Origin of the sequence: Pseudomonas sp. C6002 (assembly GCF_013385805.1) — a bacterium.
Lineage (GTDB): Bacteria > Pseudomonadota > Gammaproteobacteria > Pseudomonadales > Pseudomonadaceae > Aquipseudomonas.
This window is the reverse complement of the sequence record NZ_JACAPH010000014.1, coordinates 113,038-139,015: the sequence shown is the minus strand read 5'-3', so window position 1 is coordinate 139,015 and position 25,978 is coordinate 113,038. Positions and strand designations below refer to the sequence as shown.

Genomic DNA, 25,978 nt, shown 5'->3' with positions numbered 1-25,978 from the left:
ATCGGCTGTTTGACAGCTTCAACCCTGCACGATGCAGGTGGCCAGGTGCGCTGCAAGCGCATCAAAGGCAATGCTTTGTTGTTCACCCTGACCACGCAGGGGTTTGAAACTTACCACTTGCTGGGCCAACTCATCATCACCCAGGATCAGTGCATACAACGCACCGCTCTTGTCGGCTTTCTTGAACTGGCTTTTGAAGCTGCCGGCGCCGGCATTGACTTGCAGGCGCAGGTTCGGCAGTTGGTCGCGCAGTTTCTCGCTCAGGGCCAGGGCAGCCAGTTCGGCCGCCTCGCCAAAGGCACAGAAGTACACGTCCACCTGACGGGAGATTTCTTCGGGAACCTGCTCCAGGGTTTCCAGCAGCAGGATCAGCCGCTCGATGCCCATGGCAAAACCTACGCCGGTGGTCGGCTTGCCGCCCATCTGCTCGACCAGGCCGTCGTAACGACCACCGGCACACACCGTGCCTTGGGCGCCGAGCTTGTCGGTGACCCACTCGAACACGGTCTTGCTGTAGTAATCGAGGCCACGCACCAGTTTCGGGTTGATGACGTAAGGAATACCGGCTGCATCCAGGCGAGCCTTGAGGCCCTCGAAGTGGATACGGGACTCGTCGTCCAGGTAGTCGGCCATTTTCGGCGCGTCCACCAGTACGGCCTGGGTCTCGCCGTTCTTGGTGTCCAGTACCCGCAGCGGGTTGGTTTTCAGGCGACGCTGGCTGTCTTCGTCCAGCTTGTCCAGGTGGGCCGACAGGAATTCCACCAGGGCTTCGCGGTAGCGGCCCCGGGATTCGCTGGTGCCCAGGCTGTTGAGTTCAAGCTTGACCGCATCGCGGATGCCCAGCATGCCCCACAGGCGCCAGGTCAGCACGATCAGCTCGGCGTCGATGTCCGGACCGTCGAGGTTGAAGACTTCCAGGCCGATCTGGTGAAACTGGCGATAACGGCCTTTCTGCGGACGCTCGTGGCGGAACATCGGGCCGATGTACCAGAGCTTCTGCGGCTGGCCACCGCCGGTGAGGCCATGTTCGAGCACCGCACGCACACACGCGGCAGTACCTTCCGGACGCAGGGTCAGGGAGTCACCGTTGCGGTCTTCGAAGGTGTACATCTCTTTTTCGACGATGTCGGTCACTTCACCGATGGAGCGCTTGAACAGCTCGGTGAACTCGACGATCGGCATGCGGATCTGCTTGTAACCGTAGTTATCCAGCAGGCGCGCGACAGTGCCCTCGAAGTAGCGCCACAGGGGCGTCTGCTCAGGCAGGATGTCGTTCATGCCACGAATGGCTTGCAGAGACTTGCTCACATCAAATCCTTAAATTCGTTCGATCAGCCGCGCGCGATAACCGCTGCGTCAGCTTCGACCTTTTCGGCCGCTTTCTGGCGGATCAGCCGTTCCAGCTCATCCACCAGATTGTCATTCGTCAATTTCTGCGACGGCTTGCCGTCGATGTAAATCAGGTTTGGCGTACCACCGGTCAGGCCCACATGGGCCTCTTTGGCCTCACCCGGCCCGTTGACCACACAGCCGATCACCGCGACATCCAGCGGCACCAGCAGGTCTTCGAGGCGTACTTCCAGTTCGTTCATGGTTTTCACCACGTCGAAGTTCTGCCGCGAGCAGCTCGGGCAGGCAATGAAGTTGATGCCACGGGAACGCAAATGCAGGGATTTGAGAATGTCGTAACCGACTTTCACTTCCTCTACCGGGTCTGCCGCGAGGGAGATGCGAATAGTATCGCCAATCCCGTCGGCCAGCAGCATACCGAGACCCACCGCAGATTTCACTGTGCCTGAGCGTAAACCGCCGGCTTCGGTGATACCCAGGTGCAGCGGCTGGACGATTTCCTTGGCCAGCAGGCGGTACGCTTCTACCGCCATGAACACGTCGGAAGCCTTTACGCTGACCTTGAAGTCCTGGAAATTCAGGCGTTCGAGGTGTTCAACGTGGCGCAGCGCGGACTCGACCAGTGCGGCCGGCGTCGGCTCGCCGTATTTCTTTTGCAGGTCTTTTTCCAGGGAGCCGGCGTTGACGCCGATGCGAATTGGAATCCCGCGATCACGGGCGGCATCCACCACGGCGCGAACCCGGTCTTCACGACCGATGTTGCCCGGGTTGATCCGCAGGCAATCGACGCCCAACTCGGCCACGCGCAACGCGATCTTGTAGTCGAAGTGGATATCGGCGACCAGCGGCACCTTGACCAGTTGCTTGATGCGGCCAAAGGCTTCGGCAGCGTCCATGTCCGGTACGGATACACGCACGATGTCGACGCCCGCCGCTTCCAGGCGGTTGATCTGGGCGACAGTGGCCGCCACATCATTGGTGTCGCTGTTGGTCATGCTTTGTACTGCGATGGGGGCATCGCCGCCCACCGGCACCGAGCCGACCCAGATCTTGCGCGATACGCGACGTTTGATTGGAGATTCGCCGTGCATGACTTTATTGTCCCAACTTGAGGCGAGCAGTCTCGCCACTGGTGAACGGCGCCACGTCCACAGGCTGGCCGTTGTAGGCCACTTGCGCGCCACGGGCAAAGCCCAGACGCAGCGTCAAAGGAGGCTTGCCGCCCTGGTCAAGTGTATCTCCCTTACGCTTCAGACCACTGAACAGCACCTTGCCGTTGCCATCGGAGACTTGCGTCCAGCAGTCAGCGACGTAGGTAATTTGGACTCGACCATCACCGGCGATCAGTACCGGGGTGGTTGGCGCGGAAATCGCCGGGGCGACGGGAGCCGTTGTTGCCGGAGCCTGCGCCGGTACTGCTGGCGTTGCTGGCGTATGAGCTGGAGCAGCAGGCGTCACTGCAACCGCTGGAGCGGGTGCGACGGGTGCCACTGCGGCGGCAGTACCTGCTTCGGGCGCAGGCTGCTCGGCACCTGGTTCTGCCTCAGGCGCCGCCTGACCCTGGGCCACGGCCTGGTCTTCCGGCTCATCCAACGGATGAATCTGGGTGGTGCCGTCGGCGCTTTCGACTTCGACGTGCTCCATGGCGTTGCTGGACAAGTCCTTGCCACGCTGGGCGGTCTGATCCTGCCACCATACAAAACCACCGCCGATCACGGCGATGAGCAGCAACAGGCTGACAATGCGCAAAATGGTGTGGGAAACCCGCACAGGCTCTTCAATGCGGCCAAGACCATGGACATTGCTGCCCTGGGAATCGGTACCGGTGATTTGGTCGAACTCCTGGACCAATGCAGCCTGGTCGATACCCAGCAACTTGGCGTAGGCGCGGATATAGCCGCGGGCAAAGGTGTGCCCTGGCAGCTTGTCGAATGCGCCAGCTTCAAGGTTGCCCAATGAAGTCGTGGTCAAATTGAGCTTGAGGGCCACTTCTGCCAGCGACCAACCATTGCTTTCGCGGGCCTGACGCAAGGTCTCGCCTGGGTTTCCACGATTAGCTGCTACAACTTCCGGGTGCGCCGCTTTCATCATTGCTCCGACAGGTATTGCTGATATTCCGGCGTACCGGGATAGAGTCGTTCGAGTTGCTGGCCAAAACGTGCGGCCTTGTCGCGTTCTTCATGAACCGTCGCCAGGCGCACACCGAGCAATAGACTACGTGCATTTTGCCCGCTCAGCAGGCTAAAACGCTCGTAATAGTCACGTGCCGGCACATAATGCCTGTCTTCGAAGGACAACTCAGCCATTTCGAGCAAGGCCCGTGGCTGGCGCTGGTTCAGGTGCAGGGCTTTTTCCAGTTGCTGGCGTGCGGTGTCGCGCTGGCCGAGAAGCATTGAGGTCACCCCCAGGTTCTCGAAAACCCGCGAACGCTCAGGATAGAGGGTATCGGCCGCAGCCTGCTGGAAATATTCGGATGCCTGGGCATAACGTTTCTGCGCAAACAAAAAACTGCCGTAGTTATTCAGCAGTCTTGGGTCGCCAGGGCGTGTGGCCAGGGCCTTGTGGAAATATTGATCGGCCAATTCAGGCTCGGCCTGGGCCTGGAACACCAAAGCCAGCGCAGCATTGGCGTCAGCGTCGCTGCCATCCAGCTCAAGGGCCTTCTTCAGCGGCACCTTGGCCTGTTCGGTCATCCCTTGCTGCAAGTACCCCAAGCCCAGCTGCACATAGGCAGCGCGCGCTTCGTCACGGCCCTTGCCGGTTTGCAACGGGCTGTCATGGCCCGATGAAACACAGCCAGCCGCGAGGCTGGCAACAAGCAAAAGCAGCGCAAGGCGCAAGGGCATAGAGATCCTCTCTCAGGTTCGAGTCGCGGCGCTTTGCGGCATATCGTCGGCGGCACTCAATTCACGCACGGCGATATAACGTTCGCTGCGACGGGTGCGATCCAGCACCTGTCCTACCAATTGGCCACATGCCGCATCGATGTCTTCGCCGCGGGTGGTGCGCACGGTGACATTGAAGCCTGCATGGTGCAGTTGATCCTGGAAACGGCGGATGGCGTTATTGCTCGGCCGCTCATAGCCAGAATGGGGAAACGGGTTAAACGGAATCAGGTTGATCTTGCACGGTACGTTCTTGAGCAACTCGATCATCTCGACCGCGTGCTCGACCTTGTCGTTGATGTCCTTGAGCATGGTGTACTCAATGGTCAACACACGCTTTTCGCCCAAGGTCGCCATGTAGCGCTGGCAAGATTCGAGCAGCATCTTAAGCGGATACTTCTTGTTGATCGGCACCAATTGGTTACGCAATGCGTCATTCGGTGCGTGCAGCGACAACGCCAGGGAGACGTCGATGTGCTTGGCCAGCTCATCGATCATCGGTACCACGCCGGAGGTCGACAGGGTCACGCGGCGCTTGGAGATGCCGTAGCCCAGGTCGTCCATCATCAGGTGCATGGCCGCGACAACGTTGTCGAAGTTCAGCAGCGGCTCGCCCATGCCCATCATCACCACGTTGGTGATGGCACGGTCGGCGGTCGCCGGGATGCTGCCGAACGATTTATTGGCAATCCACACCTGGCCGATGACTTCGGCGGCGGTGAGGTTGCTGTTGAAACCTTGCTTGCCGGTGGAGCAGAAACTGCAGTCCAGGGCACAGCCTGCCTGGGACGAAACGCACAGAGTGCCGCGTTTGCCCTGGGGAATGTACACGGTCTCGACGCAGCTGCCGGACGCCACGCGCACCACCCACTTACGGGTGCCGTCGGTGGAAATGTCCTCGCTGACCACTTCGGGGCCGCGAACTTCGGCAATGGCCTTGAGCTTGTCGCGCAGGGCCTTGCTGACGTTCGTCATGGCGTCGAAATCATCGACGCCAAGATGGTGAATCCACTTCATTACCTGAGCGGCACGAAAACGCTTCTCCCCGATTGAGTCGAAGAATTTTTCCATTTCCTGTTGAGTCAGACCCAGCAGGTTGGTTTTTGCAGTCAATGTAGTCATGGATTCACCTTCGCTCTTTTAAGCCAATGCTTAGCGAGCGGTTACTTCAGTAGCAGCGAAAAAGTACGAGATTTCGCGGGCAGCAGCGGCTTCGGAGTCCGAACCGTGAACGGCGTTGGCGTCGATCGATTCAGCGAAGTCAGCACGGATGGTGCCGGCAGCAGCTTCTTTAGGGTTGGTAGCGCCCATCAGCTCACGGTTCAGAGCGATAGCGTTTTCGCCTTCCAGAACCTGAACAACAACAGGGCCGGAGATCATGAAGGCAACCAGGTCGCCGAAGAAACCACGAGCGCTGTGCTCAGCGTAGAAGCCTTCAGCTTCAGCCTTGGACAGTTGCTTGAGTTTCGAAGCTACAACCTTCAGGCCGGCTTTTTCGAAACGAGTGGTGATCTCGCCGATGACGTTTTTTGCAACAGCGTCAGGCTTGATGATGGAGAAAGTACGTTGAACAGCCATGGTGTAACTCCAGAAACGGTAATTTGCGAAAAATTAAACCCGCGAATTATACGCGGGTTCTTGGGTATTGCCTAACTGCGTAAGGGAGGCTTCAGTCCTGCTCTTCTTTCCAGGCAGTCTGAATAGCTTCAAGCACCTTTTCACCGCCGCGTTCCCGGTCATCTTCGAACCCTGGCAAGGCCATGACCATGTCACGCAAAGCTACAAAGTTCAGCGAATAAGGGTTCACGTCCGGGTGACCATCGGCCAGCAGGATAGCGATTTCTTGTACATCAACCCATTTCAGGCTCATGACATTTCCTTGAATCAATGCGGCGCTTCGGCGGCATGGTTGAGCGAATACTTCGGAATCTCGACGGTGAGGTCTTCTGTTCCCACTTTTGCCTGACAGCTCAATCGCGACGTCGGCTCAAGGCCCCACGCCCTATCAAGATAGTCCTCTTCCAGCTCATCAGCCTCTTCCAGGCTATTGAAACCTTCGCGGATGATGCAATGGCACGTGGTACAGGCGTTAACGCCGCCGCAGGCGCTTTCGATCTCGATGTGGTTATCGTGAGCGACTTCGAGAATGGACTTGCCGGTCTCAGCCTCCACAACCATACCGTCCGGGCAATGCTCGGCGTGTGGCAGAAAAATGATCTGCGGCATCAGTTAATCCTCAAGTTCGTTCAAGTTGCGGCCCGCCAGGGCGGCTTTCACCGTCTGGTCCATGCGACGGGCGGCAAAGGCATCGGTCACTTGCGACAGGCGCTTGGTCTGTTGCTCGATGGCGTAACCATCGGTGCCTTTCATCAATTCAGCCAGTTCCTGCATTTGCAGGTCGATGACCATGCGCTCTTCGGCATCCAGCAGACGCTCGCCGTCAGCTTCAAGGGCGCCCTGCACCGCTTCGAGCAGGCGCTGGGCGTCGACTTGCTGCTCACGCAGCACGCGGGCGACCTTGTCGTCACCGGCGTACTGGAACGAATCCTTGAGCATCTTGGCGATTTCGCCGTCGGTCAGGCCGTAGGACGGCTTGACCTGGATGCTGGCTTCAACGCCGGAGGCCAGTTCGCGAGCGGCAACGCTGAGCAAGCCGTCGGCGTCGACCTGGAAGGTCACGCGAATCTTCGCCGCACCAGCCACCATCGCCGGAATGCCGCGCAATTCGAAGCGCGCCAGGGAACGGCAGTCGCTGATCAGCTCACGCTCGCCCTGCAGCACATGAATCATCATGGCCGTCTGACCATCTTTGTACGTGGTGAAGTCCTGGGCGCGGGCAACGGGGATGGTGGTGTTGCGTGGAATCACCTTCTCCATCAGGCCGCCCATGGTTTCCAGCCCCAGGGACAACGGGATCACGTCGAGCAGAAGCAGTTCGCCACCATCACGCTTGTTACCGGCGAGGGTATCGGCCTGGATCGCGGCACCAATGGCCACCACTTGATCCGGGTCGATTTCAGTCAGCGGCTGACGGCCGAAGGCTTCAGCGACCGCCTCACGAACACGCGGCACGCGGGTCGAACCACCCACCATGACCACGGCGACCACGTCTTCCAGCTCGACACCGGAATCACGCACGGCGCGGCGGCAGGCTTTCAGGCTGCGGGCGACCATCGGTTCGATCAACGAATCGAACGCTTCGCGGGTCAGTTGAGCCGACCAGCTACCGTAGGAAACTTCAACCGACGCAGCGTCAGTCAGCGCTTCTTTGGCGGCACAGGCAGTTTGCAGCAAATTACGTTGCGCACCCGGGTCCAGGTCGGCAGACAAGCCGGCACTGGTGATGATCCAGCCAGCAATGGCGTGATCGAAGTCATCGCCACCCAGAGCGGTATCGCCACCGGTAGCCAACACTTCGAAGACACCGCCGGTCAGGCGCAGGATCGAAATATCAAAGGTACCGCCGCCCAGGTCGTAAATAGCCACCAGGCCTTCGGCGTGCTGATCCAGACCGTAAGCCACAGCGGCTGCGGTCGGCTCGTTGAGCAGGCGCAGCACGTTCAGGCCGGCAAGTTTCGCCGCATCCTTGGTGGCCTGGCGCTGAGCGTCATCGAAATATGCAGGAACAGTAATCACCGCACCTACCAGTTCGCCACCCAAGGTGGTTTCGGCGCGCTGGCGCAAGACCTTGAGGATATCGGCCGACACTTCCACCGGGCTTTTCGGGCCCTGGATCGTGTCGATGAACGGCATATGTGATTCGCCGCCGACAAAGCGGTAGGGAAGCTGGTCGCCCAGCTGCTTGACGTCGGACAAACCACGACCCATCAAGCGCTTGACCGACAGCACGGTATTCAAAGGATCGGTAGACGCCGCCAGCTTGGCCGACTCGCCCACTTCGGTGCGGTCAGCATGATAACGCACGGCAGACGGCAGGATGACCTGGCCATCCGCGTCGGGCAGCGGCTCGGAAAGACCGCTGCGCAATGCAGCGACCAGCGAATTGGTAGTGCCCAAGTCAATCCCGACCGCCAGACGACGCTGGTGCGGTTGAGGACTTTGACCGGGTTCGGCGATCTGCAGTAGGGCCATGGTAATCAGGACTTATCTGTATATCAGGCGTGCAACCTGGGCGGCACTGGGTTAATCGTCGAGGCGCTCTTCTAACTGGCGCACTTCGTAGGTGAGCTTGTCGAGGAACTGCATGCGCCGCATCAGGCGTTCGGCCTGTTCACGTTGCGCTGCATCATCCCAACAGGCTGCGAAGCTTTCGTTGAGTTCATCCTGGGCCACTTTCAGACGGCGCTTGAACACTGCGACTCCGGCCAGATCAGCCTCGTCCTGCAGTTCTTCAAGCTCCTCGCGCCATTGCATCTGCTGCATCAGGAAATCAGGGTCCTGGACCGTGACTTCAAGCGGCAGCTCGCGACCGCCCATCGCGAGCAGGTAGCGCGCGCGTTTGGGAGGGTTCTTGAGCGTCTGATAGGCTTCGTTGAGGCTGGCTGATTGCTCCAGCGCCAGGCGTTGCTCACGCTCGGAAGCGTCAGCGAAGCGGTCCGGATGCACCCCACGCGCCAATTCACGGTAGCGCGTGGCAAGCTGTTCAAGGTCCAGTCGAAAACTCGGCTGCAGCTCGAACAAAGCGAAATGACAAGGAGTACCCACGATCAGCCTCAGATGTTGAAGCTTTCGCCGCAGCCACATTCACCGCGTACGTTGGGGTTGTTGAACTTGAAGCCTTCGTTCAACCCTTCCTTGACGAAATCGAGTTCGGTGCCGTCCAGGTAGGTCAGGCTTTTCGGGTCGATGATCACTTTTTCGCCGTGACTCTCGAACACCTGATCTTCCTCGACCACCTCGTCGACAAACTCCAGCACGTAGGCAAGGCCGGAACAGCCCGTGGTGCGAACACCCAGACGAATCCCCTCACCTTTACCGCGCCCATTCAGGGAGCGGCGAATGTGCTGCGCAGCCGCTTCTGTCATGCTGATAGCCATCGTGACTCCTTACTCGTCGCCAAATTGCTTAGATCAAGCCTTTCTTCTGCTTGTAGTCGCGAACGGCCGCCTTGATGGCGTCTTCTGCGAGTACCGAGCAGTGGATTTTCACTGGCGGCAAGGCCAGTTCTTCGGCCAGCTGGGTGTTGCTGATAGTCACAGCCTCATCCAGGGTCTTGCCTTTCATCCATTCGGTCGCCAGGGAGCTGGAGGCGATGGCCGAACCGCAACCGTAGGTCTTGAACTTGGCGTCTTCGATAACGCCAGCTTCGTTGACCTTGATCTGCAGGCGCATAACGTCGCCGCACGCCGGAGCGCCGACCATGCCGGTGCCGACATCAGGGTCTTCCGCGTTCATCTTGCCGACGTTGCGCGGGTTTTCGTAGTGGTCGATGACCTTTTCGCTGTAAGCCATGGTACTGAATCCTCACTCATCAGGGCCGCTCTGGAACCCTGCAAACACGCCTGCGTTTTCCGCCACGTCTTTACAGAGCCTTTTGGGTGGCGGCTTCTATATTTAGTGTGCCGCCCACTCGATCTTGGAAATGTCGACACCGTCCTTGTACATGTCCCACAGCGGGGACAAGGTACGCAGCTTGGTGACGGCCTCGCAGACTTTCTGCGCGGCGTAGTCGACTTCTTCTTCGGTGGTGAAACGGCCGAATGTAAAGCGGATCGAGCTGTGAGCCAGTTCGTCGTTGCGGCCCAGGGCGCGCAGGACGTAAGACGGCTCAAGGGAAGCCGAGGTGCAGGCCGAGCCGGACGAAACCGCCAGGTCCTTGAGCGCCATGATCAGCGACTCGCCTTCGACGTAGTTGAAGCTCAAATTCAGGTTGTGCGGTACACGGGCGGTCATGCTGCCGTTGATGTACAGCTCTTCAAGGTGCTCGACCTGCTTGTAGAAGCGATCGCTCAGGGCCTTGATGCGCACGTTTTCGGCAGCCATGTCTTCCTTGGCCACACGGAACGCTTCGCCGATGCCGACGATCTGGTGGGTCGCCAGGGTGCCCGAACGCATGCCGCGCTCGTGACCGCCGCCGTGCATGGTGGCTTCGATACGTACGCGAGGCTTGCGGCTCACGTAGAGCGCGCCAATGCCTTTAGGGCCGTAAGTCTTGTGGGCAGAGAACGACATCAGGTCGACTTTCAGTTTCGACAGGTCGATATCGACCTTGCCGGTGGACTGAGCAGCGTCGACGTGCAGCAACACGCCCTTGGAGCGGGTCAGCTCGCCGATGGCGGCGATGTCGTTGATGGTGCCGATTTCGTTGTTCACGTGGATCACGGAAACCAGGATGGTGTCTTCACGCATCGCGGCTTCGATCATCGCAGGGGTCACGATACCGTCGGTGGTTGGCTCGAGGTAGGTAACCTCAAAACCTTCACGCTCCAGTTGGCGCATGGTGTCGAGGACAGCCTTGTGCTCAATCTTGGTGGTGATCAGGTGTTTGCCTTTGGTCGCGTAGAAATGCGCCGCACCCTTGATAGCCAGGTTGTCGGACTCGGTGGCACCGGAGGTCCAGACGATTTCACGTGGGTCGGCATTCACCAGGTCAGCGACCTGGCGACGAGCGTTTTCCACTGCTTCTTCGGCTTTCCAGCCGAAAACGTGGGAACGGGACGCCGGGTTACCGAAGTTTCCGTCAACCAGCAGGCATTCGCTCATCTTTTGCGCGACACGCGGATCAACCGGGGTGGTCGCTGAGTAATCAAGGTAAATCGGCAATTTCATGGACTTTCTCCTAAATCAGGCTGGCTGGCGTGCCGTTAGCTCTTCGGCTGTCACTCGACGGCGGACGCTTCAATCTTGTCCAGACGCGGCGCCTTGGTGTTGCAACGGCGCTGGTCCTGACGCTGGGCTACTTCTTGCACCTCACGGCGAGTCACAAGATCAGCCAAGCTGATACCACTCAAAAACTCATGGATCTGCAGGCTCAGGTCACACCACAAGTGGTGCGTAAGGCAGGTGTCGCCTGCGTGGCAATCACCCAGGCCCTGGCATTTGGTGGCATCGACGGATTCGTTCACCGCGTCGATCACCTGGGCGACCTGGATGCCCTGCATCTCGCGGGACAATTGATAGCCGCCGCCTGGACCACGAACGCTGGAAACCAGATTGCTGCGGCGCAACTTGGCGAACAACTGCTCGAGGTAGGACAGGGAAATGCCTTGGCGCTCGGAGATATCGGCCAGGGACACCGGCCCATTTTGCGCGTGCAAGGCCAGGTCAAGCATGGCGGTCACCGCGTATCGGCCTTTTGTAGTCAGTCTCATGGACAAGTACCAAGGTGTTTCAGAATGGGAGCAAGTATGCGATTCCCGAGTATTTAAGTCAACTATAAGACCTAGTACTTTAGTCAGGAATACCCGTAAAAAGGGCGCGCGAATCATAGCAGGGCGGGACGGGATGGACCAGCGGGAACAGGGCCAAGCGGGAATTCGGGACTAATGAAGGTCAAAATGTGGGAGCGGGCTTGCTCGCGAATGCGGTGATTCAGTCAATATATTCGGTGACTGACGCGCAGCTTTCGCGAGCAAGCCCGCTCCCACATGGGTTTTGCAGTGATTGCGAGACTTCAGCCAGCCTTGGTGGCGGCACTTTCGTCCTTGATCTCGGCGAAGTCTTCCTTGCGCAGCTCAGGCAGATCCTTGGCGCAGTAGCTGCTGCCGAGGTCTTTCAGGGCACCGCACATACCGTCCAGCTTGCCGTCCACCGCTTGCAGGTGATCCAGCAACTGACCGATGGCACGCGCTACCGGGTCAGGCATGTCTTCGCTGACGCCATAGGCATCGAAGCCGATCTTCTCGGCCATGGCCTTGCGCTTCGCTTCCTGCTCATCACCCACTTCCGGCTTGACGATGATCCGCCCCGGAATACCGACAACCGTTGCGCCAGGCGGTACAGCCTTGGTCACCACAGCATTGGAGCCGACCTTGGCGCCCGCACCCACGGTAAACGGACCGAGCACCTTCGCGCCCGCCCCTACTACAACGCCATCTTCCAGCGTAGGGTGGCGCTTGCCTTTGTTCCAGGTTGTGCCGCCCAGGGTCACGCCCTGGTACAGGGTCACGTCATCACCAATCTCGGCGGTCTCGCCAATAACGATGCCCATGCCGTGGTCGATAAAGAAACGACGGCCGACCTTGGCGCCCGGATGAATCTCAATCCCGGTCAACCAACGGCCGAAGTTCGATACCAGCCGCGCCAGCCATTTCCAGCCCATGCCCCACAAGGCGCCGGACAGGCGATGGATCCAGATCGCGTGCATGCCCGGGTAGCAGGTCAGCACTTCAAAGGCATTGCGCGCCGCCGGGTCACGGTGGAAAACACTCTGGATATCTTCTCGCAAACGCTCGAACATTTTTAATCCTTCCGCTTAAGAAGCTCGCCACGGGCCGCTTTCTGGGTTTCCGTGAGGATGCCACGCAATATATTCATTTCCGCTCGGCTGACCGAGCTGCGTCCGTACAACCGACGCAGGCGCGCCATCAAGTGCCGCGGTTTTTCCGGATCGAGGAACTCGATGGCCACCAGGGTTTGCTCCAGGTGCTCATAGAATCGCTCCAGCTCGTCCATGGTGGCCAGTTCGCCACTCTTGGTCGATGCAACCTCATCCTTTTCAACCTTGCTTGGCTGGCCTTCAGCGGCCAGCCAGGCCATGCGCACTTCATAGCTCAACACCTGCACCGCTGCCCCGAGGTTCAGCGAACTGAACTCGGGGTCTGATGGGATGTGCACGTGATAATGACATCGCTGCAGCTCTTCATTGGTCAGGCCGGAGTCTTCACGGCCGAATACCAAGGCGATTTCAGCGCCGCCGGCGGCCTCTTCCACGACTTTGGTCCCGCATTCGCGAGGATCCAGCAGCGGCCAGGGGATGCGACGGTCGCGAGCGCTGGTGCCGAGCACCAGGTTGCAGCCGACCAGGGCGTCTTCCAGGGTGGCAACGACCTGGGCTTTTTCGAGGATGTCATTGGCGCCGGACGCGCGCGCATCGGCCTCGTGGTGCGGGAACACCCGCGGCTCCACCAGCACCAGGCGCGTCAGCCCCATGTTCTTCATGGCTCGCGCCACGCCGCCGATATTGCCGGGATGACTGGTATTGACGAGGACGACACGGATGTTTTGCAGCAAGGGAGGCGCTCTCGGACACGGGAAAGGGGAGCAAATCTTACAGAACAGCCTAAGGTTATGCCATGAAAGGTAACGTCGTCCTTCACCTGAAGAAAGTTTCTGCTAGAATGCTCGGCTTTCTTTAACAACCTTAGGTGACACATCCATGCAGCCCATGCTGAATATCGCGCTGCGCGCCGCCCGCAGCGCCAGTGAATTGATCTTCCGCTCCATCGAGCGCCTGGATACCATCAAGGTCGACGAAAAAGACGCCAAGGATTACGTATCCGAGGTGGATCGCGCCGCCGAGCAGAAAATCATCGACGCGCTGCGCAAGGCCTACCCTACCCACGGCATCCTCGGTGAAGAAACCGGCCTGCACAAAGGTAGCGGCGAAGGCGAAGACTACCTGTGGATCATCGACCCACTGGATGGCACCACCAACTTCCTGCGCGGTATCCCGCACTTTGCCGTGAGCATTGCCTGCAAATACCGTGGCCGCCTGGAACACGCCGTTGTGCTGGACCCGGTTCGCCAGGAAGAATTCACCGCCAGCCGTGGCCGTGGCGCCCAGTTGAACGGTCGCCGCCTGCGCGTCAGCGGTCGCACCAGCCTCGACGGCGCCCTGCTGGGTACCGGCTTCCCATTCCGTGACGACCAGATGGACAACCTGGAAAACTACCTGGGCATGTTCCGCGCCCTGGTTGGCCAGACCGCCGGCATCCGTCGCGCCGGCGCAGCCAGCCTGGACCTGGCGTATGTCGCTGCCGGTCGTTTTGATGCGTTCTGGGAGTCGGGCCTGTCCGAGTGGGACATGGCTGCAGGCGCACTGCTGATTCAAGAAGCGGGCGGCCTGGTGAGCGACTTCACCGGTGGTCACGACTTCCTGGAGAAGGGTCACGTGGTTGCCGGCAACACCAAATGCTTCAAGGCAGTCCTGACGGCGATCCAGCCGCACCTGCCGGCTTCGCTGAAGCGCTAAGCGAGCGAGCACAAAAAAGCACCCCTCGGGGTGCTTTTTTTATACCTGGGATTACTGCTGCGGCTGGTTCTGACCGATAACCAGGCGCCCTTCCTTGTCGACGGGGATCTGGTTGCCTGGATCACGATCCATGCGCACGGAGCCTTCCTTGCCGTCCAGGGTGTAACGTACGTCGTACCCGACAACCTTGTCGCTGATGTCATTAACGGTATTACAACGAGTTTGCGTGGTGGTGTAGGTATCGCGGTTCTGCATGCCTTCCTGAACCTTGTTACCAGCGTAACCGCCACCGACCGCACCGGCCACGGTGGCCAGCTTCTTGCCATTACCGCCGCCGACCTGATTACCCAACAGGCCGCCCGCCAGCGCACCGACCACCGTACCGACGATCTGATGCTGATCCTGCACAGGTTTCTGCCGGGTTACGGCAACATCCTTGCAGACTTCACGCGGGGTTTTAATCTGGGTTTTCACCGGCTGCACCGCCAGCACTTGCGCATACTCAGGGCCGCTTTTTACCAGGCTGTAGGTGGCAACAGCACCCCCGGCAGTCACACCGACAGCACCCAATACCGCACCAACCAGTAACGACTTGTTCACGTGAACCTCCTGACCATCACAAACGGACCGAACGATCCGCGCTATACCCAGCCTTGGAGCAAAAAAAAAGGCGCGAGTTCAATACTCGCGCCTTATTTGTAACAGCAGATCAACAATCACCCATCAAGGGCGGTCGTCGACCTCCTTGCCGGTGCTGGCAGGAGGGATCAAGTCTTCGCTGTTGAGGTTCAGCCAGATCAGTACCACGTTGGCGATGTAGATCGACGAGTAGGTACCCGCCAGCACGCCGATGAACAGCGACAGCGAGAAGCCCCACAGGTTGTCGCCACCGAACACCATCAGTGCGGCAATCGCCAGCAAGGTGGAGATCGAAGTCGCCATGGTGCGCAGCAGGGTCTGGGTGGTGGAGATGTTGATGTTCTCGATCAACGTCGCCTTGCGCAGCACCCGGAAGTTCTCACGAACCCGGTCGAATACCACGATGGTGTCGTTGAGGGAGTAGCCAATGATTGCCAGCACCGCCGCCAATACCGTCAGGTCGAAGGTGATCTGGAAGTAGGCCAGGATACCCACGGTCACGATCACGTCGTGGATCAGCGACACAATGGCGCCGACACCGAACTTCCACTGAAAGCGGAAAGCCAGGTAGATCATGATGCCGACCAGCGCCATCAGCATGCCGAGGCCGCCTTGGTCACGCAGTTCTTCACCTACCTGCGGGCCCACGAACTCGACGCGCTTGACCGACGCCGGGTTGTCGCCGCCGACCTTCTGCAAGGCCTCGGCTACCTGGTGACCCAGTTGCGGGTCTTCGCCCGGCATACGCACCAGCAGGTCAGTGGTTGCACCAAAGCTCTGGACGATGGCTTCGTGATAGCCGGCCTTGACCAGCTCGTTGCGCACCAGGCTAACGTCGGCCGGCTTCTCGTAGGTCAGCTCGATGAGCGTACCGCCGGTGAAGTCCAGACCGTAGTTCAGGCCCTTATGGAACCAGCTGAACAACGCCAGAACGGTAAGGAGCATGGTGAAGCCGAACGCAACGTTGCGAACGCCCATGAAGTTGATTGTACGTAACATGGCAGCCCCTTAAATCCACAACTTCTTGAAGTCACGTCCGCCAAAGATCAGGTTGACCATTGCGCGGGTCACCATGATGGCCGTGAACATCGAGGTAAAGATACCGAGGGACATGGTCACCGCAAAACCTTTGACCGGGCCTGTGCCCATGGCAAAGAGAATCCCGCCGACCAACAGGGTGGTCAGGTTGGAGTCGAGAATTGCAGTAAATGCCCGGCCGAAGCCTTCGTTGATTGCCCGTTGCACGGTCATGCCCGCAGCAATCTCTTCACGAATCCGCGAGAAGATCAGTACGTTGGCGTCAACCGCCATACCCATGGTGAGTACGATACCGGCGATACCTGGCAGGGTCAGCGTTGCACCCAGCAGCGACATCAGGGCCAGCAGCATCACCATGTTGCCCGCCAGCGCGACGGTGGCGATGACGCCGAAGAAGCGATAGATGGCGATGATGAACAGGGAGACGAACAGCATGCCCCACAGAGCAGCGTCGATACCCTTGGTGATGTTGTCAGCACCCAGGCTCGGGCCGATGGTACGTTCTTCAGCGAAGTACATCGGGGCGGCCAGGCCACCGGCACGCAGCAGCAGCGCCAGTTCGGATGACTCACCCTGGCCGTTCAGGCCGGTGATGCGGAATTGAGCACCCAGCGGCGACTGGATGGTCGCCAGGCTGATGATCTTCTTCTCTTCTTTAAAGGTCTGTACCGGTACGTCTTTCTCGACGCCGTCGACCACTTGCTTGGTGTAGGTGGTGACAGGACGCTGCTCGATGAAGATCACCGCCATGCTGCGACCGACGTTGCTGCGGGTTGCGCGGCTCATCAGTTCGCCGCCGTGGCCATCCAGGCGGATGTTCACTTCAGGCGTACCGTGCTCGCCGAAACCAGCCTTGGCGTCGGTCACCTGGTCACCCGTAATGATCAAGCCACGCTCGATCAGTGCAGGTGGACGATTGCCTTCACGGAACTCGAACTCTTCTGCAGTAGCACGGGTAGCACCCGGCTCAGCCGCCAGGCGGAATTCCAGGTTGGCTGTTTTACCCAGGATACGCTTGGCTTCAGCGGTGTCCTGCACGCCCGGCAGTTCAACCACGATGCGGTTGGCACCCTGGCGCTGAACGATCGGCTCGGCCACACCCAGCTCGTTGACGCGGTTACGTACCGTGGTCAAGTTCTGCTTGATCGAGTATTCACGGATTTCCGCCAGCTTGGCCGGGGTCATCGCCAGACGCAGTACCGCCTGACCATTGAGGTCGGCCGGAACAATGTCGAAATCGTTGAAGTTCTTGCGGATCAGCGCACGGGCCTGTTCGCGGGTTGCTTCGTCAGCAAAGCCCAGCTGGATGGCACCGTTGAGCTGCGGCAGGCTGCGATAACGCAGGCGCTCTTTACGCAGCAGGCTCTTCACATCGCCTTCGTAGACTTTCAGGCGAGCGTCGAGGGCCTTATCCATGTCCACTTCCAGCAGGAAGTGCACACCACCGGACAAGTCCAGACCCAGCTTCATCGGGTGTGCGCCGATCGCGCGCAGCCATTTTGGCGTGGTCTGTGCCAGGTTCAGTGCGACGACGTAGTCATCACCCATGACCTTGCGCACAACGTCTTTTGCCGGCAATTGGTCTTCTTGCTTGGTCAGGCGCAACAAGCCGCCCTTCGCATCAGCAGCCAAACTTGCCGCTTTAACCTGGATACCCGCGTCGGTGAGCGCTTTGCTCGCACGGTCCAGATCAGCCTGATTGACCTGCAGCGCAGTGCTGGCGCCAGTGATCTGGATAGCCGGGTCATCAGGATAGAGATTGGGAGCGGAATAAATAAAACCGATCGCCAGCACCGCCAGGATCAGTACGTATTTCCACAGAGGGTATTTGTTCAGCATCACGCCGCCCGCTTATAACGCGGGGCGCCTTGCGCGCCCCGTCGATTGGTAAAGGTTGTTACTTAGATCGCTTTGAGCGTGCCTTTTGGCAGCGTGGCAGCGATGGCGCCCTTCTGGAACTTCATTTCTACGGTGTCGGAGACTTCCAGAACCACGAAAGCGTCGGACACTTTAGTGATCTTGCCGGCGATGCCGCCAGTGGTCACGACTTCGTCGCCTTTCTGCAAGCTGCCCAGCAGGTTCTTCTGCTCTTTGGCGCGCTTGGCCTGTGGACGCCAGATCATCAGGTAGAAGATGACCAGGAAGCCGACCAGGAAAATCCACTCAAAACCACCGCCCATAGGACCGGCAGCGGCCGGTGCAGCGGCATCAGCCATGGCATTAGAGATAAAAAAGCTCATTTAGCACTCCAGTTGCAAATAGTGAATCTTAGGGTCGGAAAACTCAGTCCAAGGGCGGCACAGGCAGCCCGCGCTTGGCATAGAAGGCATCGACGAAGGCGGCCAATGTACCCTGTTGAATAGCCTCGCGCAAACCAGCCATCAGGACTTGGTAGTGACGCAAATTGTGGATGGTATTCAACATGCTACCCAGCATTTCCCCACACTTGTCCAGATGGTGCAGATAAGCGCGCGAGAAGTTCTGGCAGGTGTAGCAGTCACAGGTAGGATCCAGCGGCGATTCATCATGGCGATGGAACGCGTTACGGATCTTCAGCACGCCTGTATCGATGAACAGATGCCCATTGCGGGCATTACGGGTTGGCATCACGCAATCGAACATGTCCACACCGCGGCGCACACCCTCTACGAGATCCTCCGGTTTGCCAACGCCCATAAGGTAACGAGGTTTGTCAGCCGGCATCAGGCCCGGCAGGTAATCCAGCACCTTGATCATCTCGTGCTTGGGCTCGCCCACCGACAGGCCGCCGATGGCCAAGCCGTCGAAGCCGATCTTGTCCAGGCCGTCCAGCGAGCGCTTGCGCAAGCTTTCATGCATGCCGCCCTGCACGATACCGAACAGGGCAGCGGTGTTATCGCCATGGGCGTTTTTCGAGCGCTGGGCCCAACGCAACGACAGTTCCATGGAAATCCGCGCGACGTCTTCATCGGCCGGGTACGGCGTGCACTCGTCGAAAATCATCACGATGTCGGAGCCCAGGTCACGTTGCACCTGCATCGACTCTTCCGGGCCCATGAACACTTTGGCGCCGTCCACCGGGGAGGCGAAGGTCACGCCCTCCTCCTTGATCTTGCGCATGGCGCCCAGGCTGAACACCTGGAAACCACCGGAGTCAGTGAGGATCGGGCCTTGCCACTTCATGAAGTCATGCAGGTCGCCATGCTTCTTGATCACTTCGGTGCCCGGGCGCAGCCACAGGTGGAAGGTGTTGCCGAGGATGATCTCGGCGCCCGTGGCGACGATGTCACGCGGCAGCATGCCTTTTACCGTGCCGTAGGTACCGACCGGCATAAAGGCCGGGGTCTCGACGGTACCGCGAGGGAAAGTCAAACGGCCGCGGCGAGCTTTACCATCCGTGGCCAGCAATTCAAACGACATACGACTCATGATTGTTCCTCTGGGCCGCGCGGCGCCGGATTACGGGTGATAAACATCGCATCACCGTAGCTGAAAAAACGGTATCCGTTATCGATGGCGGCTTGATAAGCGGCCATGGTCTCGGGATAACCGGCAAATGCCGACACCAGCATCAACAGCGTGGATTCCGGCAAGTGGAAATTGGTCACCAGGGCATCGACCACATGAAACGGCCGGCCCGGGTAGATAAAGATGTCTGTGTCGCCACTGAACGGCTTGAGCACGCCATCGCGCGCCGCGCTTTCCAGCGAGCGCACGCTGGTCGTACCGACCGCCACCACCCGCCCGCCGCGCGCCTTGCACGCGTCAACCGCATCCACGACGTCCTGGCTGACTTCCAGCCACTCGCTGTGCATATGGTGGTCTTCGATGTTATCCACACGCACCGGCTGAAACGTGCCGGCCCCCACGTGCAGGGTCACATAGGCCGTTTCAACGCCTTTGGCGGCAATCGCATCCAGCAGCGGCTGGTCGAAATGCAGCCCCGCCGTCGGTGCAGCCACCGCGCCCAGGCGCTGGGAATACACCGTCTGATAACGCTCGCGGTCCGAGTCTTCATCCGGGCGGTCTATATAAGGAGGCAACGGCATATGGCCGACGCGTTCCAGCAGCGGCAACACTTCCTCGGCAAACCCAAGCTCGAACAACGCATCATGACGGGCCAGCATTTCTGCTTCGCCACCGCCATCGATAAGGATCTTCGAACCCGGTTTCGGCGACTTGCTGGAGCGCACATGGGCCAGCACGCGATGGCTGTCCAGCACCCGCTCCACCAGAATTTCCAGCTTGCCGCCGGATGCTTTCTGGCCAAAAAGGCGAGCCGGAATCACCCGGGTATTGTTGAAAACCATCAAGTCGCCTGGGCGTAAATGCTCAAGCAAATCAGTGAATTGACGGTGTGCGAGGGCACCGCTGACCCCGTCCAGGGTCAGCAGTCGACTGGCGCGACGCTCGGCCAAAGGATGGCGAGCGATCAGCGAATCAGGGAGCTCAAAAGTAAAGTCAGCAACGCGCATGATGGGGTTCGTCTAGCAGGGCCGGGAAGTCTAGCGGAAATAGTGAAAATTGACCATGAAACGTGATTGACCAACGGTAATCTCATCTCTATACTTCGCCGCCATTGAGCCCTGATGGCGGAATTGGTAGACGCGGCGGATTCAAAATCCGTTTTCGAAAGGAGTGGGAGTTCGAGTCTCCCTCGGGGCACCATCTTAAAAAAAGACCTTGAAATTCAAGGTCTTTTTTTTCGCCTGCAGGAAAGTGATGATGGGCGGGCGAACGCGAGAAAAGAGGAACCTTGGCCATGGAACAGACGCTGGAAGCTGTAGCGCTTTTTGCGCTCAAGCTGGTGCATGAGACCGAAGGCGCGAGCCCGATTCTGCGGGACGACCTGGTCATGGACGGCTATGAGCGGGAGGTGTTTGGCTTGCTGGTGCGCAAGGGCGATATGAACGCCATCCAGCATAAGATCGACGAGTGCCTGGCATTGGCCCTCGAATCCCTGGGCGGTGCGCACACCGTGATGGGCCGCGAGCTGCAACGGCTTGCGCTGGATGTACGCCAAGCGACGACACTCGAAGCACTCGATGCCCCGCTCAACGCACTCAAGGATTACCTGAAAGCCATCCTGTAATGCGCGACTTACCGCCGCCCTTCGACCGCCATGCGTACAGCCAGGCCCATCAGCACCGAGCCCATCAACCAGCGCTGTACGGTTTGCCAGACCGGTTTGCGGATGAAGAACCCCGCGATCGAGCCCACCATCAGAGCGATCAGCCCGTTGACGCTCACGCTGATCATGATCTGCGTAAAGCCCAGTACCAGCGATTGCGAGAGCACACTGGCGTGCCCGTTGGGGTCGATAAACTGGGGCAGCAACGACAGATACATCACTGCCACTTTGGGATTCAGCAGGTTGGTGACAAAGCCCATCATGAACAGCTTGCGCGGGCTGTCCTTGGGCAAGTCCCGCACCTGGAAGGGCGACCGGCCACCCGGCTTCACCGCCTGCCAGGCCAGGTAAACCAGATACAGCGCCCCGCCGAGCCGCAGCGCGTCGTAGGCATAGGGAACCGCCATCACCAACGCGGTGATACCCAATGCCGCGCAGAACATATAGACGACAAAACCCATCGCAACGCCGCCCAGGGAAATCAGCCCGGCCACTCGCCCCTGGCAGATCGACCGCGAAATGAGGTAAATCATGTTCGGGCCGGGCGTCAGTACCATGCCGAGCGAGATCAGGCCGTAGGCAAGCAGGCTGGAGAGTTCGGGCATGGTGTGGCTCCTTGACGACGTAAAACCTTGTAATGGCCGGCGGGTTGTTGGCGCCATGGTAGGTCGATAAAAGGAACACCGTTAGATACAGATCCGCGAGCAAAACGTCATACACCGGTACCGGCATCTGCTGCACCACTCACCCAAGGAAAGGCACATGATCGACTTCAACAACAAAGGCTTCTTCAAGCTCAAGCAGAACAACGAATACGCCGAGCGCGTTTCGTCATTGCTGCTGGATGATGAGCAGGTCATCGATTCCTATAAGGCCATGCGCGATGGGGTGGTGTTCACCACCAAGCGCATCATCGCCGTGAACGTGCAGGGAATTACCGGCAGCAAAAAGGATTTCACGTCCCTGCCGTATAAAAATATAGTCGCGTATTCGGTGGAATACCTCGGGGACCTTTGACCTGGATTCGGAGTTGGAGATTTACTTTTCGGCGGTGGGGAAAGTGAAGTTTGAGTTCACGGGGAAGACGTCGATTGTTGAGATATCGAGGGTGATTTCCCGGCATATGCTTTGAACCAATGCGCTGCTCAGGACTACCTGAAAAAACCATTGAAGAAGCCAGCCTTGCCCGTGATCGGACCTAAACAATCACGCCCGCTCAGGGGCAAACCACTGGACGTCATAACAGTTTGCAGATCACGTCCAGCTCATCGAAAACAAAGCGCGTATTAGCCCTGCAATAGACATCATAGTGCTCGGTCATCTGCCTTCCGCTCTGCGACTGGTTGAAGTAAGCGTCTACCATCTCCTGAGGCCGATGCATCCGTGGTTTGCTCAACACTCGCTCTTCGGTAATGTGTTGATCTTTTCGAACCTGCACCCGCCCATCACGTAGAATATTCCGAAGCAGATTCCACTCATAAAAGAAAATACCATCCAGTTCATAAAAGTTCAGGAAGGGGATATTGTGCAACAATACAAAGTGACTATTACCTGCGTGAGCACCGGCCAGGCCATGCTGGCTCAGTTTCTGGCGAATACTTTCATCGGAAATAGTGTCCCTTAGCACGGCCAACTGCCTGACAAAGCCGGTACGAAAATTAGCATTAAGAAATAGCTGGCACTGCTCCGAAAGATAGGTTGGAATTTCCGATAATTGATATTTAACCTGAATAAAGTAATAAATATCATCCTCTAGGTCCCGAACCACCAAATCAATATCATACCCCTTGATTTTCGCATTATTGCCCGGCTTGAATTCCCCAAACACTTCCAGGCGTGGATCGTTGAGTTTTTTAATGTAATTTAAAACGTAATCTTTTTCGAAGCCGGCTCCGAGCAGTTGGCCAAAGTCCGCCTCTTTCCCATTGATGGTTGCGGTACCTAGCAAGTACCTGACGAATTTTCTCAACCCATACTTAAAGTTCAGCGCTCCCCGCACATAAACGCCGCCCTTGTATTCTATGAAACTGCTGGCGGAGTCCAACGTTGGTGCGCGTCCGGCCAAGGCACTGTTGATCATATCCACCGTGGCAGGACTGACAATAGTCCTCAGGTAAGCTTCATCGGTTGTACGTTCGCCCGACATCACACGCAGCTCCAGGTGAACGGCAAAATCGACTATTTCTCGCAAGTAATGATACTTGGGATGCCGTGTCATGGCGGCGGACAAGTACTCCGAATGTATTGACAGGCATTTATCGAGAGTCTGATCCACCAGAAGCCCACGCAAATCCGGATTCAAACGGCCATATTTCTGCAACAGTTCCGCCATGTCATACAATGTGCGTGTATCACTGATTTTAGAATTAGCCTCAGTAACCTCCGCCAACCAATACCCCTTGATCCGTCGCTGTAGTTTCGCGGTAGGTACAATGTGAAGAGTGCTCCCAACCAACCTGGCAGTCAGAAGCCCATGCCCCATGAGAAAATAGATTTCACTGAGGTAATAACACAACCACAAGTTAGCATTCTTCAGGATGGATAAGTTATGTACGGCTCGCAGCTGCAGGTTTTCGGCAATCCTGTTGCACGTATATTCAAGCGCCGCCCATGTGTAGGCTTTACTAAAATCAGCGTACGTATCACTTCCCGACGCTGATGACGCACCATGACCTGCAGACGCCACCTCAATCCTGAAATAGCTACCCAGTTGATCTGTGAACCGGTTAACGGTATTAGGGTTGAGCGGTGTGTTGTCTTCGAAGAGATACTGCGGCAGCGATTGTCGGGCCTGTTCCAGGTTTGCCTTAAGTTTCTCCCAGAGTATTGCCTGAACCTGTTCGGGACAAATCAGCCGACGCAGTGCGGGTATTTTGTAAAGCATTCGACTGCGCCAGGTGAGACGTTTGCCAGCTGGCGGGAGGGCAGTCGTGTTCGCCATAGGGTCATGCAAAAAGGCAAGTAGTTGCGGGTCTACATCTTCATAAATCATCAACTGGCGTCCTGTCCAATTTCCACTGAGGGCAGGCACTCGCCTTATCCCTATCGGTTATGGCGCATGACCCTAGCATATCGACACACCGGTTTTTCGACGCCTGCACGCGAACTGGAAGCTTCCTACACCTGATTAGGAGGTGAGCACCCATTCAGAAAGTGAGTTTTCCCACGCACACCATCGAACAACGGGAATTTCAGGTTCGCCTCCGCCCTCATAGGCTCGCTTCCTTGTACAGGGAAGTGAGCAGCCATGACAGAGCGCGCGTATCCAATTAGCGAAGAAGAACAGCTGAAGCGGCGAATTTCGATCTGATAACGGGTGAAGAAACTAAAGACACAGATGACTTGAAAAGAGTAAAGCCGTGAAGCACTTGATATACGTTGTGCCTATAAGTAGCGACAACATTTCAGCTGAAATCTCCCTCAATGTGAAAGCTGAAGATTTGCGCACCATCATGGGTTGGCAGACAGAGAGTGACGGCGTCTACGACTATCTGCTTACAGCAAATCAGATCAAGGTCATTGAAAACCTCACGTCACAGGTTCTTCCAAAAAATGCGTCGCTCTACCTCGCCTGTGACGAGTGAAATCAATCTCAACATTAGAAACTTAGGGGTCAGAAACTTAGGGGGGCAGATCTATTTACTCCAGATATGCCAAGAAACATCTGACCGGCAGATGCAGCCCATCTGACACAATCTCTACAACATCACCTCATAAGGCCCAAGAAACTTAGTCGTCTGCACCAACCCCTGCCGCATCAACATCTCCAGGTAATTCCCCGCATCCATCGGCGGCCTCTTCAGCGATCGCCTTTGCTTCTGCGCCGCAGCCAACACAGCTGCCTGATCCAAATCCCAAAGATCCGAAACAAAGTCATCCGGGTGCATCGCTTCAATGTCGTACGCGTCCAACACCCGCGCTGGAAAATCCTTCAAATTGAAGGTCACGATAACCTCGGCTTTACTCCTGATCGCCGCCGCGAGCACATGACGATCATCAGGATCAGGCAAATCCAGGCTCGAACAAAGATCCTCGTACCCCGTCACCAGAGCATCCGGTATCGCCATGTCCATCAGCGCCGAAGTGCAATCCATTTGAGCTGCCGTTAAGTCAGGCCGATTCTTGAGCACATTTCGCTTCCACTCTTCATGAATCTGATTAGTCCATCGCGCTCGAAAAAGCCCCGAAAGGCCAAGCCACATAAGCAAGTCCCTGAGTGGCGCAGGGTAGAGAACACAGGCGTCGTATACCGCAGTAAAAGGCGAACACCTCATCCCTCATACCCCATTCCCAACTCCTGCGCCTGCTGCGCCAACGCATCCATCGCCTCCTGACTTTCATCCTCACGCCGCTGCTTGAACGCCATCAAATCAGAAAACCGTATCCGCCGATGCCGTCCGGTTTTGGTGAATGGAATAGCGCCCTCTTCCAGCATCTTGACCAAATGCGGTCGCGACACATTGAGCATGTCGGCAGCTTCCTGGGAAGTCAGTTCAGCGTGGACGGGCACAACCTTTACGGCATTACCAATGGCCAACTCACCCAAAATATCGACCAGCAGGCGCAGCGCTGAGGTAGGTAGCACCAGCGTATGAGGCTTGTCTTCCTTGTCGAAAATGTCGATACGCTGGGTCTCAAACTTGGTCGATAGTAGAGACGCCAACGCTCGCTGGCCTTGTACGGCGGCTTCGACTTCCTTTTCCAACGGCAGGACGGTTTTGGGGAGATGGCTGGCAATCATGATTTCGCTCCGGCAAATACTCAACTGAGTGAGAGCAACGCTAGACGAAATAAACGAAAATCGCAATAAACGAAACGACCGCTAGTCAGTGAGCTGTTCGTCAGTAAAGGAGCACAGGGGAC

At 57.9% G+C, this 25,978-nt stretch carries 29 protein-coding genes, 1 tRNA gene and 1 pseudogene; 5 read left to right on the top strand and 26 right to left on the bottom strand.

All coding sequences use genetic code 11. From position 1 onward, the window contains the following. Positions 1–18: 18 nt before the first annotated feature. From hisS to trmJ, 16 genes are all read right to left on the bottom strand, one after another. Positions 19–1,308, bottom strand: coding sequence for a histidine--tRNA ligase (hisS, locus tag HX817_RS09345; protein ID WP_177035672.1), 1,290 nt, complete (start codon positions 1,306–1,308; stop codon positions 19–21). Positions 1,309–1,331: 23 nt separating this feature from the next. Beyond that, entirely contained in the window at positions 1,332–2,441 is a 1,110-nt protein-coding gene (gene ispG / locus HX817_RS09340; protein WP_003209666.1) for a flavodoxin-dependent (E)-4-hydroxy-3-methylbut-2-enyl-diphosphate synthase, read from the bottom strand. A gap of 4 nt (positions 2,442–2,445) precedes the next feature. Further along, positions 2,446–3,438 (bottom strand): RodZ family helix-turn-helix domain-containing protein, encoded by a 993-nt coding sequence (locus tag HX817_RS09335; protein WP_008438282.1) that lies wholly within the window; start codon positions 3,436–3,438, stop codon positions 2,446–2,448. Further along, complete coding sequence (gene pilW / locus HX817_RS09330; protein ID WP_008438284.1) at positions 3,438–4,196, bottom strand: type IV pilus biogenesis/stability protein PilW; 759 nt, start codon at positions 4,194–4,196, stop codon at positions 3,438–3,440. The genes HX817_RS09335 and pilW overlap by 1 nt, the downstream gene beginning before the upstream one ends. 12 nt (positions 4,197–4,208) lie before the next feature. Then, the gene (rlmN, locus tag HX817_RS09325) at positions 4,209–5,357 is read right to left on the bottom strand and encodes a 23S rRNA (adenine(2503)-C(2))-methyltransferase RlmN (protein WP_003209670.1); all 1,149 of its coding nucleotides are present in this window, start codon (positions 5,355–5,357) and stop codon (positions 4,209–4,211) included. Between the two features lie 30 nt (positions 5,358–5,387). Next, positions 5,388–5,813: a nucleoside-diphosphate kinase gene (gene ndk / locus HX817_RS09320; RefSeq protein WP_003175956.1), complete on the bottom strand. Its 426-nt coding sequence runs from the start codon at positions 5,811–5,813 to the stop codon at positions 5,388–5,390. A gap of 91 nt (positions 5,814–5,904) precedes the next feature. Beyond that, entirely contained in the window at positions 5,905–6,105 is a 201-nt protein-coding gene (gene iscX / locus HX817_RS09315; protein WP_076017546.1) for a Fe-S cluster assembly protein IscX, read from the bottom strand. 14 nt (positions 6,106–6,119) lie between these two features. After that, a complete protein-coding gene (gene fdx / locus HX817_RS09310) occupies positions 6,120–6,461 on the bottom strand; it encodes an ISC system 2Fe-2S type ferredoxin (RefSeq protein WP_003209674.1) in 342 nt (113 codons plus the stop codon). A gap of 3 nt (positions 6,462–6,464) precedes the next feature. Further along, positions 6,465–8,327, bottom strand: a complete 1,863-nt coding sequence (gene hscA, locus HX817_RS09305; RefSeq protein WP_087695132.1) for a Fe-S protein assembly chaperone HscA — start codon at positions 8,325–8,327, stop codon at positions 6,465–6,467. Between the two features lie 51 nt (positions 8,328–8,378). Further along, entirely contained in the window at positions 8,379–8,900 is a 522-nt protein-coding gene (hscB, locus tag HX817_RS09300; protein ID WP_008438289.1) for a co-chaperone HscB, read from the bottom strand. Positions 8,901–8,908: 8 nt separating this feature from the next. Beyond that, the gene (iscA, locus tag HX817_RS09295; RefSeq protein ID WP_003209680.1) at positions 8,909–9,232 is read right to left on the bottom strand and encodes an iron-sulfur cluster assembly protein IscA; all 324 of its coding nucleotides are present in this window, start codon (positions 9,230–9,232) and stop codon (positions 8,909–8,911) included. Positions 9,233–9,260: 28 nt separating this feature from the next. Beyond that, complete coding sequence (gene iscU / locus HX817_RS09290) at positions 9,261–9,647, bottom strand: Fe-S cluster assembly scaffold IscU (protein ID WP_003209682.1); 387 nt, start codon at positions 9,645–9,647, stop codon at positions 9,261–9,263. 102 nt (positions 9,648–9,749) lie between these two features. Then, entirely contained in the window at positions 9,750–10,964 is a 1,215-nt protein-coding gene (locus HX817_RS09285; protein ID WP_008438290.1) for an IscS subfamily cysteine desulfurase, read from the bottom strand. 50 nt (positions 10,965–11,014) lie between these two features. Continuing rightward, on the bottom strand, positions 11,015–11,506 hold the full coding sequence (gene iscR, locus HX817_RS09280) for a Fe-S cluster assembly transcriptional regulator IscR (RefSeq protein WP_177027913.1): 492 nt from the start codon (positions 11,504–11,506) through the stop codon (positions 11,015–11,017). 302 nt (positions 11,507–11,808) lie between these two features. Further along, the gene (cysE, locus tag HX817_RS09275; protein WP_008438291.1) at positions 11,809–12,594 is read right to left on the bottom strand and encodes a serine O-acetyltransferase; all 786 of its coding nucleotides are present in this window, start codon (positions 12,592–12,594) and stop codon (positions 11,809–11,811) included. Between the two features lie 2 nt (positions 12,595–12,596). Next, positions 12,597–13,367 (bottom strand): tRNA (cytosine(32)/uridine(32)-2'-O)-methyltransferase TrmJ, encoded by a 771-nt coding sequence (gene trmJ, locus HX817_RS09270; protein WP_003210307.1) that lies wholly within the window; start codon positions 13,365–13,367, stop codon positions 12,597–12,599. A 145-nt stretch (positions 13,368–13,512) separates the two neighbouring features. Here trmJ and suhB point away from each other — a divergent pair, with 145 nt between their 5' ends. Further along, a complete protein-coding gene (suhB, locus tag HX817_RS09265) occupies positions 13,513–14,328 on the top strand; it encodes an inositol-phosphate phosphatase (RefSeq protein ID WP_003175971.1) in 816 nt (271 codons plus the stop codon). A gap of 51 nt (positions 14,329–14,379) precedes the next feature. On the opposite strand, the gene HX817_RS09260 is transcribed toward suhB, so the two are convergent. The 6 genes from HX817_RS09260 to queA all read right to left on the bottom strand — a co-directional run bounded on the left by HX817_RS09260 (position 14,380) and on the right by queA (position 20,459). Then, positions 14,380–14,928, bottom strand: coding sequence for a glycine zipper 2TM domain-containing protein (locus tag HX817_RS09260; protein ID WP_003210309.1), 549 nt, complete (start codon positions 14,926–14,928; stop codon positions 14,380–14,382). A gap of 123 nt (positions 14,929–15,051) precedes the next feature. Continuing rightward, the gene (gene secF / locus HX817_RS09255; protein ID WP_003210311.1) at positions 15,052–15,966 is read right to left on the bottom strand and encodes a protein translocase subunit SecF; all 915 of its coding nucleotides are present in this window, start codon (positions 15,964–15,966) and stop codon (positions 15,052–15,054) included. 9 nt (positions 15,967–15,975) lie between these two features. Further along, complete coding sequence (gene secD, locus HX817_RS09250; protein WP_003210312.1) at positions 15,976–17,844, bottom strand: protein translocase subunit SecD; 1,869 nt, start codon at positions 17,842–17,844, stop codon at positions 15,976–15,978. A gap of 62 nt (positions 17,845–17,906) precedes the next feature. After that, positions 17,907–18,245, bottom strand: a complete 339-nt coding sequence (gene yajC, locus HX817_RS09245; protein ID WP_003175975.1) for a preprotein translocase subunit YajC — start codon at positions 18,243–18,245, stop codon at positions 17,907–17,909. Between the two features lie 43 nt (positions 18,246–18,288). Continuing rightward, positions 18,289–19,404, bottom strand: a complete 1,116-nt coding sequence (tgt, locus tag HX817_RS09240) for a tRNA guanosine(34) transglycosylase Tgt (RefSeq protein ID WP_166742186.1) — start codon at positions 19,402–19,404, stop codon at positions 18,289–18,291. A 5-nt stretch (positions 19,405–19,409) separates the two neighbouring features. Then, positions 19,410–20,459 carry a tRNA preQ1(34) S-adenosylmethionine ribosyltransferase-isomerase QueA gene (gene queA / locus HX817_RS09235; protein WP_003210316.1) on the bottom strand — a complete coding sequence of 350 codons (1,050 nt, stop codon included), beginning with the start codon at positions 20,457–20,459 and terminating at the stop codon, positions 19,410–19,412. Positions 20,460–20,567: 108 nt separating this feature from the next. Here queA and HX817_RS09230 point away from each other — a divergent pair. Together HX817_RS09230 and HX817_RS09225 are read left to right on the top strand one after the other, a co-directional pair. After that, a tRNA-Leu gene (locus HX817_RS09230) sits at positions 20,568–20,652 on the top strand. A gap of 94 nt (positions 20,653–20,746) precedes the next feature. After that, positions 20,747–21,076 (top strand): hypothetical protein, encoded by a 330-nt coding sequence (locus HX817_RS09225; RefSeq protein ID WP_177040142.1) that lies wholly within the window; start codon positions 20,747–20,749, stop codon positions 21,074–21,076. Positions 21,077–21,084: 8 nt separating this feature from the next. On the opposite strand, the gene HX817_RS09220 is transcribed toward HX817_RS09225, so the two are convergent. Continuing rightward, complete coding sequence (locus HX817_RS09220; RefSeq protein WP_177040141.1) at positions 21,085–21,720, bottom strand: LysE family translocator; 636 nt, start codon at positions 21,718–21,720, stop codon at positions 21,085–21,087. A gap of 157 nt (positions 21,721–21,877) precedes the next feature. Here HX817_RS09220 and HX817_RS09215 point away from each other — a divergent pair. Then, positions 21,878–22,247, top strand: a pseudogene (locus HX817_RS09215) (PH domain-containing protein). A gap of 105 nt (positions 22,248–22,352) precedes the next feature. Here the strand turns inward: HX817_RS09215 and HX817_RS09210 are convergent. Then, positions 22,353–24,107 (bottom strand): hypothetical protein, encoded by a 1,755-nt coding sequence (locus tag HX817_RS09210; RefSeq protein WP_177020405.1) that lies wholly within the window; start codon positions 24,105–24,107, stop codon positions 22,353–22,355. Positions 24,108–24,474: 367 nt separating this feature from the next. Here HX817_RS09210 and HX817_RS09205 point away from each other — a divergent pair, with 367 nt between their 5' ends. After that, a complete protein-coding gene (locus HX817_RS09205; RefSeq protein ID WP_177020404.1) occupies positions 24,475–24,699 on the top strand; it encodes a hypothetical protein in 225 nt (74 codons plus the stop codon). Positions 24,700–24,813: 114 nt separating this feature from the next. Here HX817_RS09205 and HX817_RS09200 read toward each other — a convergent pair whose 3' ends face one another. Next, complete coding sequence (locus HX817_RS09200; RefSeq protein WP_177040140.1) at positions 24,814–25,389, bottom strand: PIN domain-containing protein; 576 nt, start codon at positions 25,387–25,389, stop codon at positions 24,814–24,816. Next, on the bottom strand, positions 25,386–25,856 hold the full coding sequence (locus tag HX817_RS09195; RefSeq protein WP_177021397.1) for a helix-turn-helix domain-containing protein: 471 nt from the start codon (positions 25,854–25,856) through the stop codon (positions 25,386–25,388). The genes HX817_RS09200 and HX817_RS09195 overlap by 4 nt, the downstream gene beginning before the upstream one ends. Between the last annotated feature and the right edge of the window lie 122 nt (positions 25,857–25,978).

Coding starts and splice junctions, on each gene's coding strand:
- ispG (WP_003209666.1), bottom strand. CDS start 2,441: ATGCACGGCGAATCTCCAATCAAACGTCGCGTATCGCGCAAGATCTGG.
- HX817_RS09335 (WP_008438282.1), bottom strand. CDS start 3,438: ATGAAAGCGGCGCACCCGGAAGTTGTAGCAGCTAATCGTGGAAACCCA.
- pilW (WP_008438284.1), bottom strand. CDS start 4,196: ATGCCCTTGCGCCTTGCGCTGCTTTTGCTTGTTGCCAGCCTCGCGGCT.
- rlmN (WP_003209670.1), bottom strand. CDS start 5,357: ATGACTACATTGACTGCAAAAACCAACCTGCTGGGTCTGACTCAACAG.
- ndk (WP_003175956.1), bottom strand. CDS start 5,813: ATGGCTGTTCAACGTACTTTCTCCATCATCAAGCCTGACGCTGTTGCA.
- iscX (WP_076017546.1), bottom strand. CDS start 6,105: ATGAGCCTGAAATGGGTTGATGTACAAGAAATCGCTATCCTGCTGGCC.
- fdx (WP_003209674.1), bottom strand. CDS start 6,461: ATGCCGCAGATCATTTTTCTGCCACACGCCGAGCATTGCCCGGACGGT.
- hscA (WP_087695132.1), bottom strand. CDS start 8,327: ATGGCCCTACTGCAGATCGCCGAACCCGGTCAAAGTCCTCAACCGCAC.
- iscA (WP_003209680.1), bottom strand. CDS start 9,232: ATGGCTATCAGCATGACAGAAGCGGCTGCGCAGCACATTCGCCGCTCC.
- iscU (WP_003209682.1), bottom strand. CDS start 9,647: ATGGCTTACAGCGAAAAGGTCATCGACCACTACGAAAACCCGCGCAAC.
- HX817_RS09285 (WP_008438290.1), bottom strand. CDS start 10,964: ATGAAATTGCCGATTTACCTTGATTACTCAGCGACCACCCCGGTTGAT.
- iscR (WP_177027913.1), bottom strand. CDS start 11,506: ATGAGACTGACTACAAAAGGCCGATACGCGGTGACCGCCATGCTTGAC.
- cysE (WP_008438291.1), bottom strand. CDS start 12,594: ATGTTCGAGCGTTTGCGAGAAGATATCCAGAGTGTTTTCCACCGTGAC.
- suhB (WP_003175971.1), top strand. CDS start 13,513: ATGCAGCCCATGCTGAATATCGCGCTGCGCGCCGCCCGCAGCGCCAGT.
- secF (WP_003210311.1), bottom strand. CDS start 15,966: ATGTTACGTACAATCAACTTCATGGGCGTTCGCAACGTTGCGTTCGGC.
- secD (WP_003210312.1), bottom strand. CDS start 17,844: ATGCTGAACAAATACCCTCTGTGGAAATACGTACTGATCCTGGCGGTG.
- yajC (WP_003175975.1), bottom strand. CDS start 18,245: ATGAGCTTTTTTATCTCTAATGCCATGGCTGATGCCGCTGCACCGGCC.
- tgt (WP_166742186.1), bottom strand. CDS start 19,404: ATGTCGTTTGAATTGCTGGCCACGGATGGTAAAGCTCGCCGCGGCCGT.
- queA (WP_003210316.1), bottom strand. CDS start 20,459: ATGCGCGTTGCTGACTTTACTTTTGAGCTCCCTGATTCGCTGATCGCT.
- HX817_RS09225 (WP_177040142.1), top strand. CDS start 20,747: ATGGAACAGACGCTGGAAGCTGTAGCGCTTTTTGCGCTCAAGCTGGTG.
- HX817_RS09220 (WP_177040141.1), bottom strand. CDS start 21,720: ATGCCCGAACTCTCCAGCCTGCTTGCCTACGGCCTGATCTCGCTCGGC.
- HX817_RS09210 (WP_177020405.1), bottom strand. CDS start 24,107: ATGATTTATGAAGATGTAGACCCGCAACTACTTGCCTTTTTGCATGAC.
- HX817_RS09200 (WP_177040140.1), bottom strand. CDS start 25,389: ATGAGGTGTTCGCCTTTTACTGCGGTATACGACGCCTGTGTTCTCTAC.
- HX817_RS09195 (WP_177021397.1), bottom strand. CDS start 25,856: ATGATTGCCAGCCATCTCCCCAAAACCGTCCTGCCGTTGGAAAAGGAA.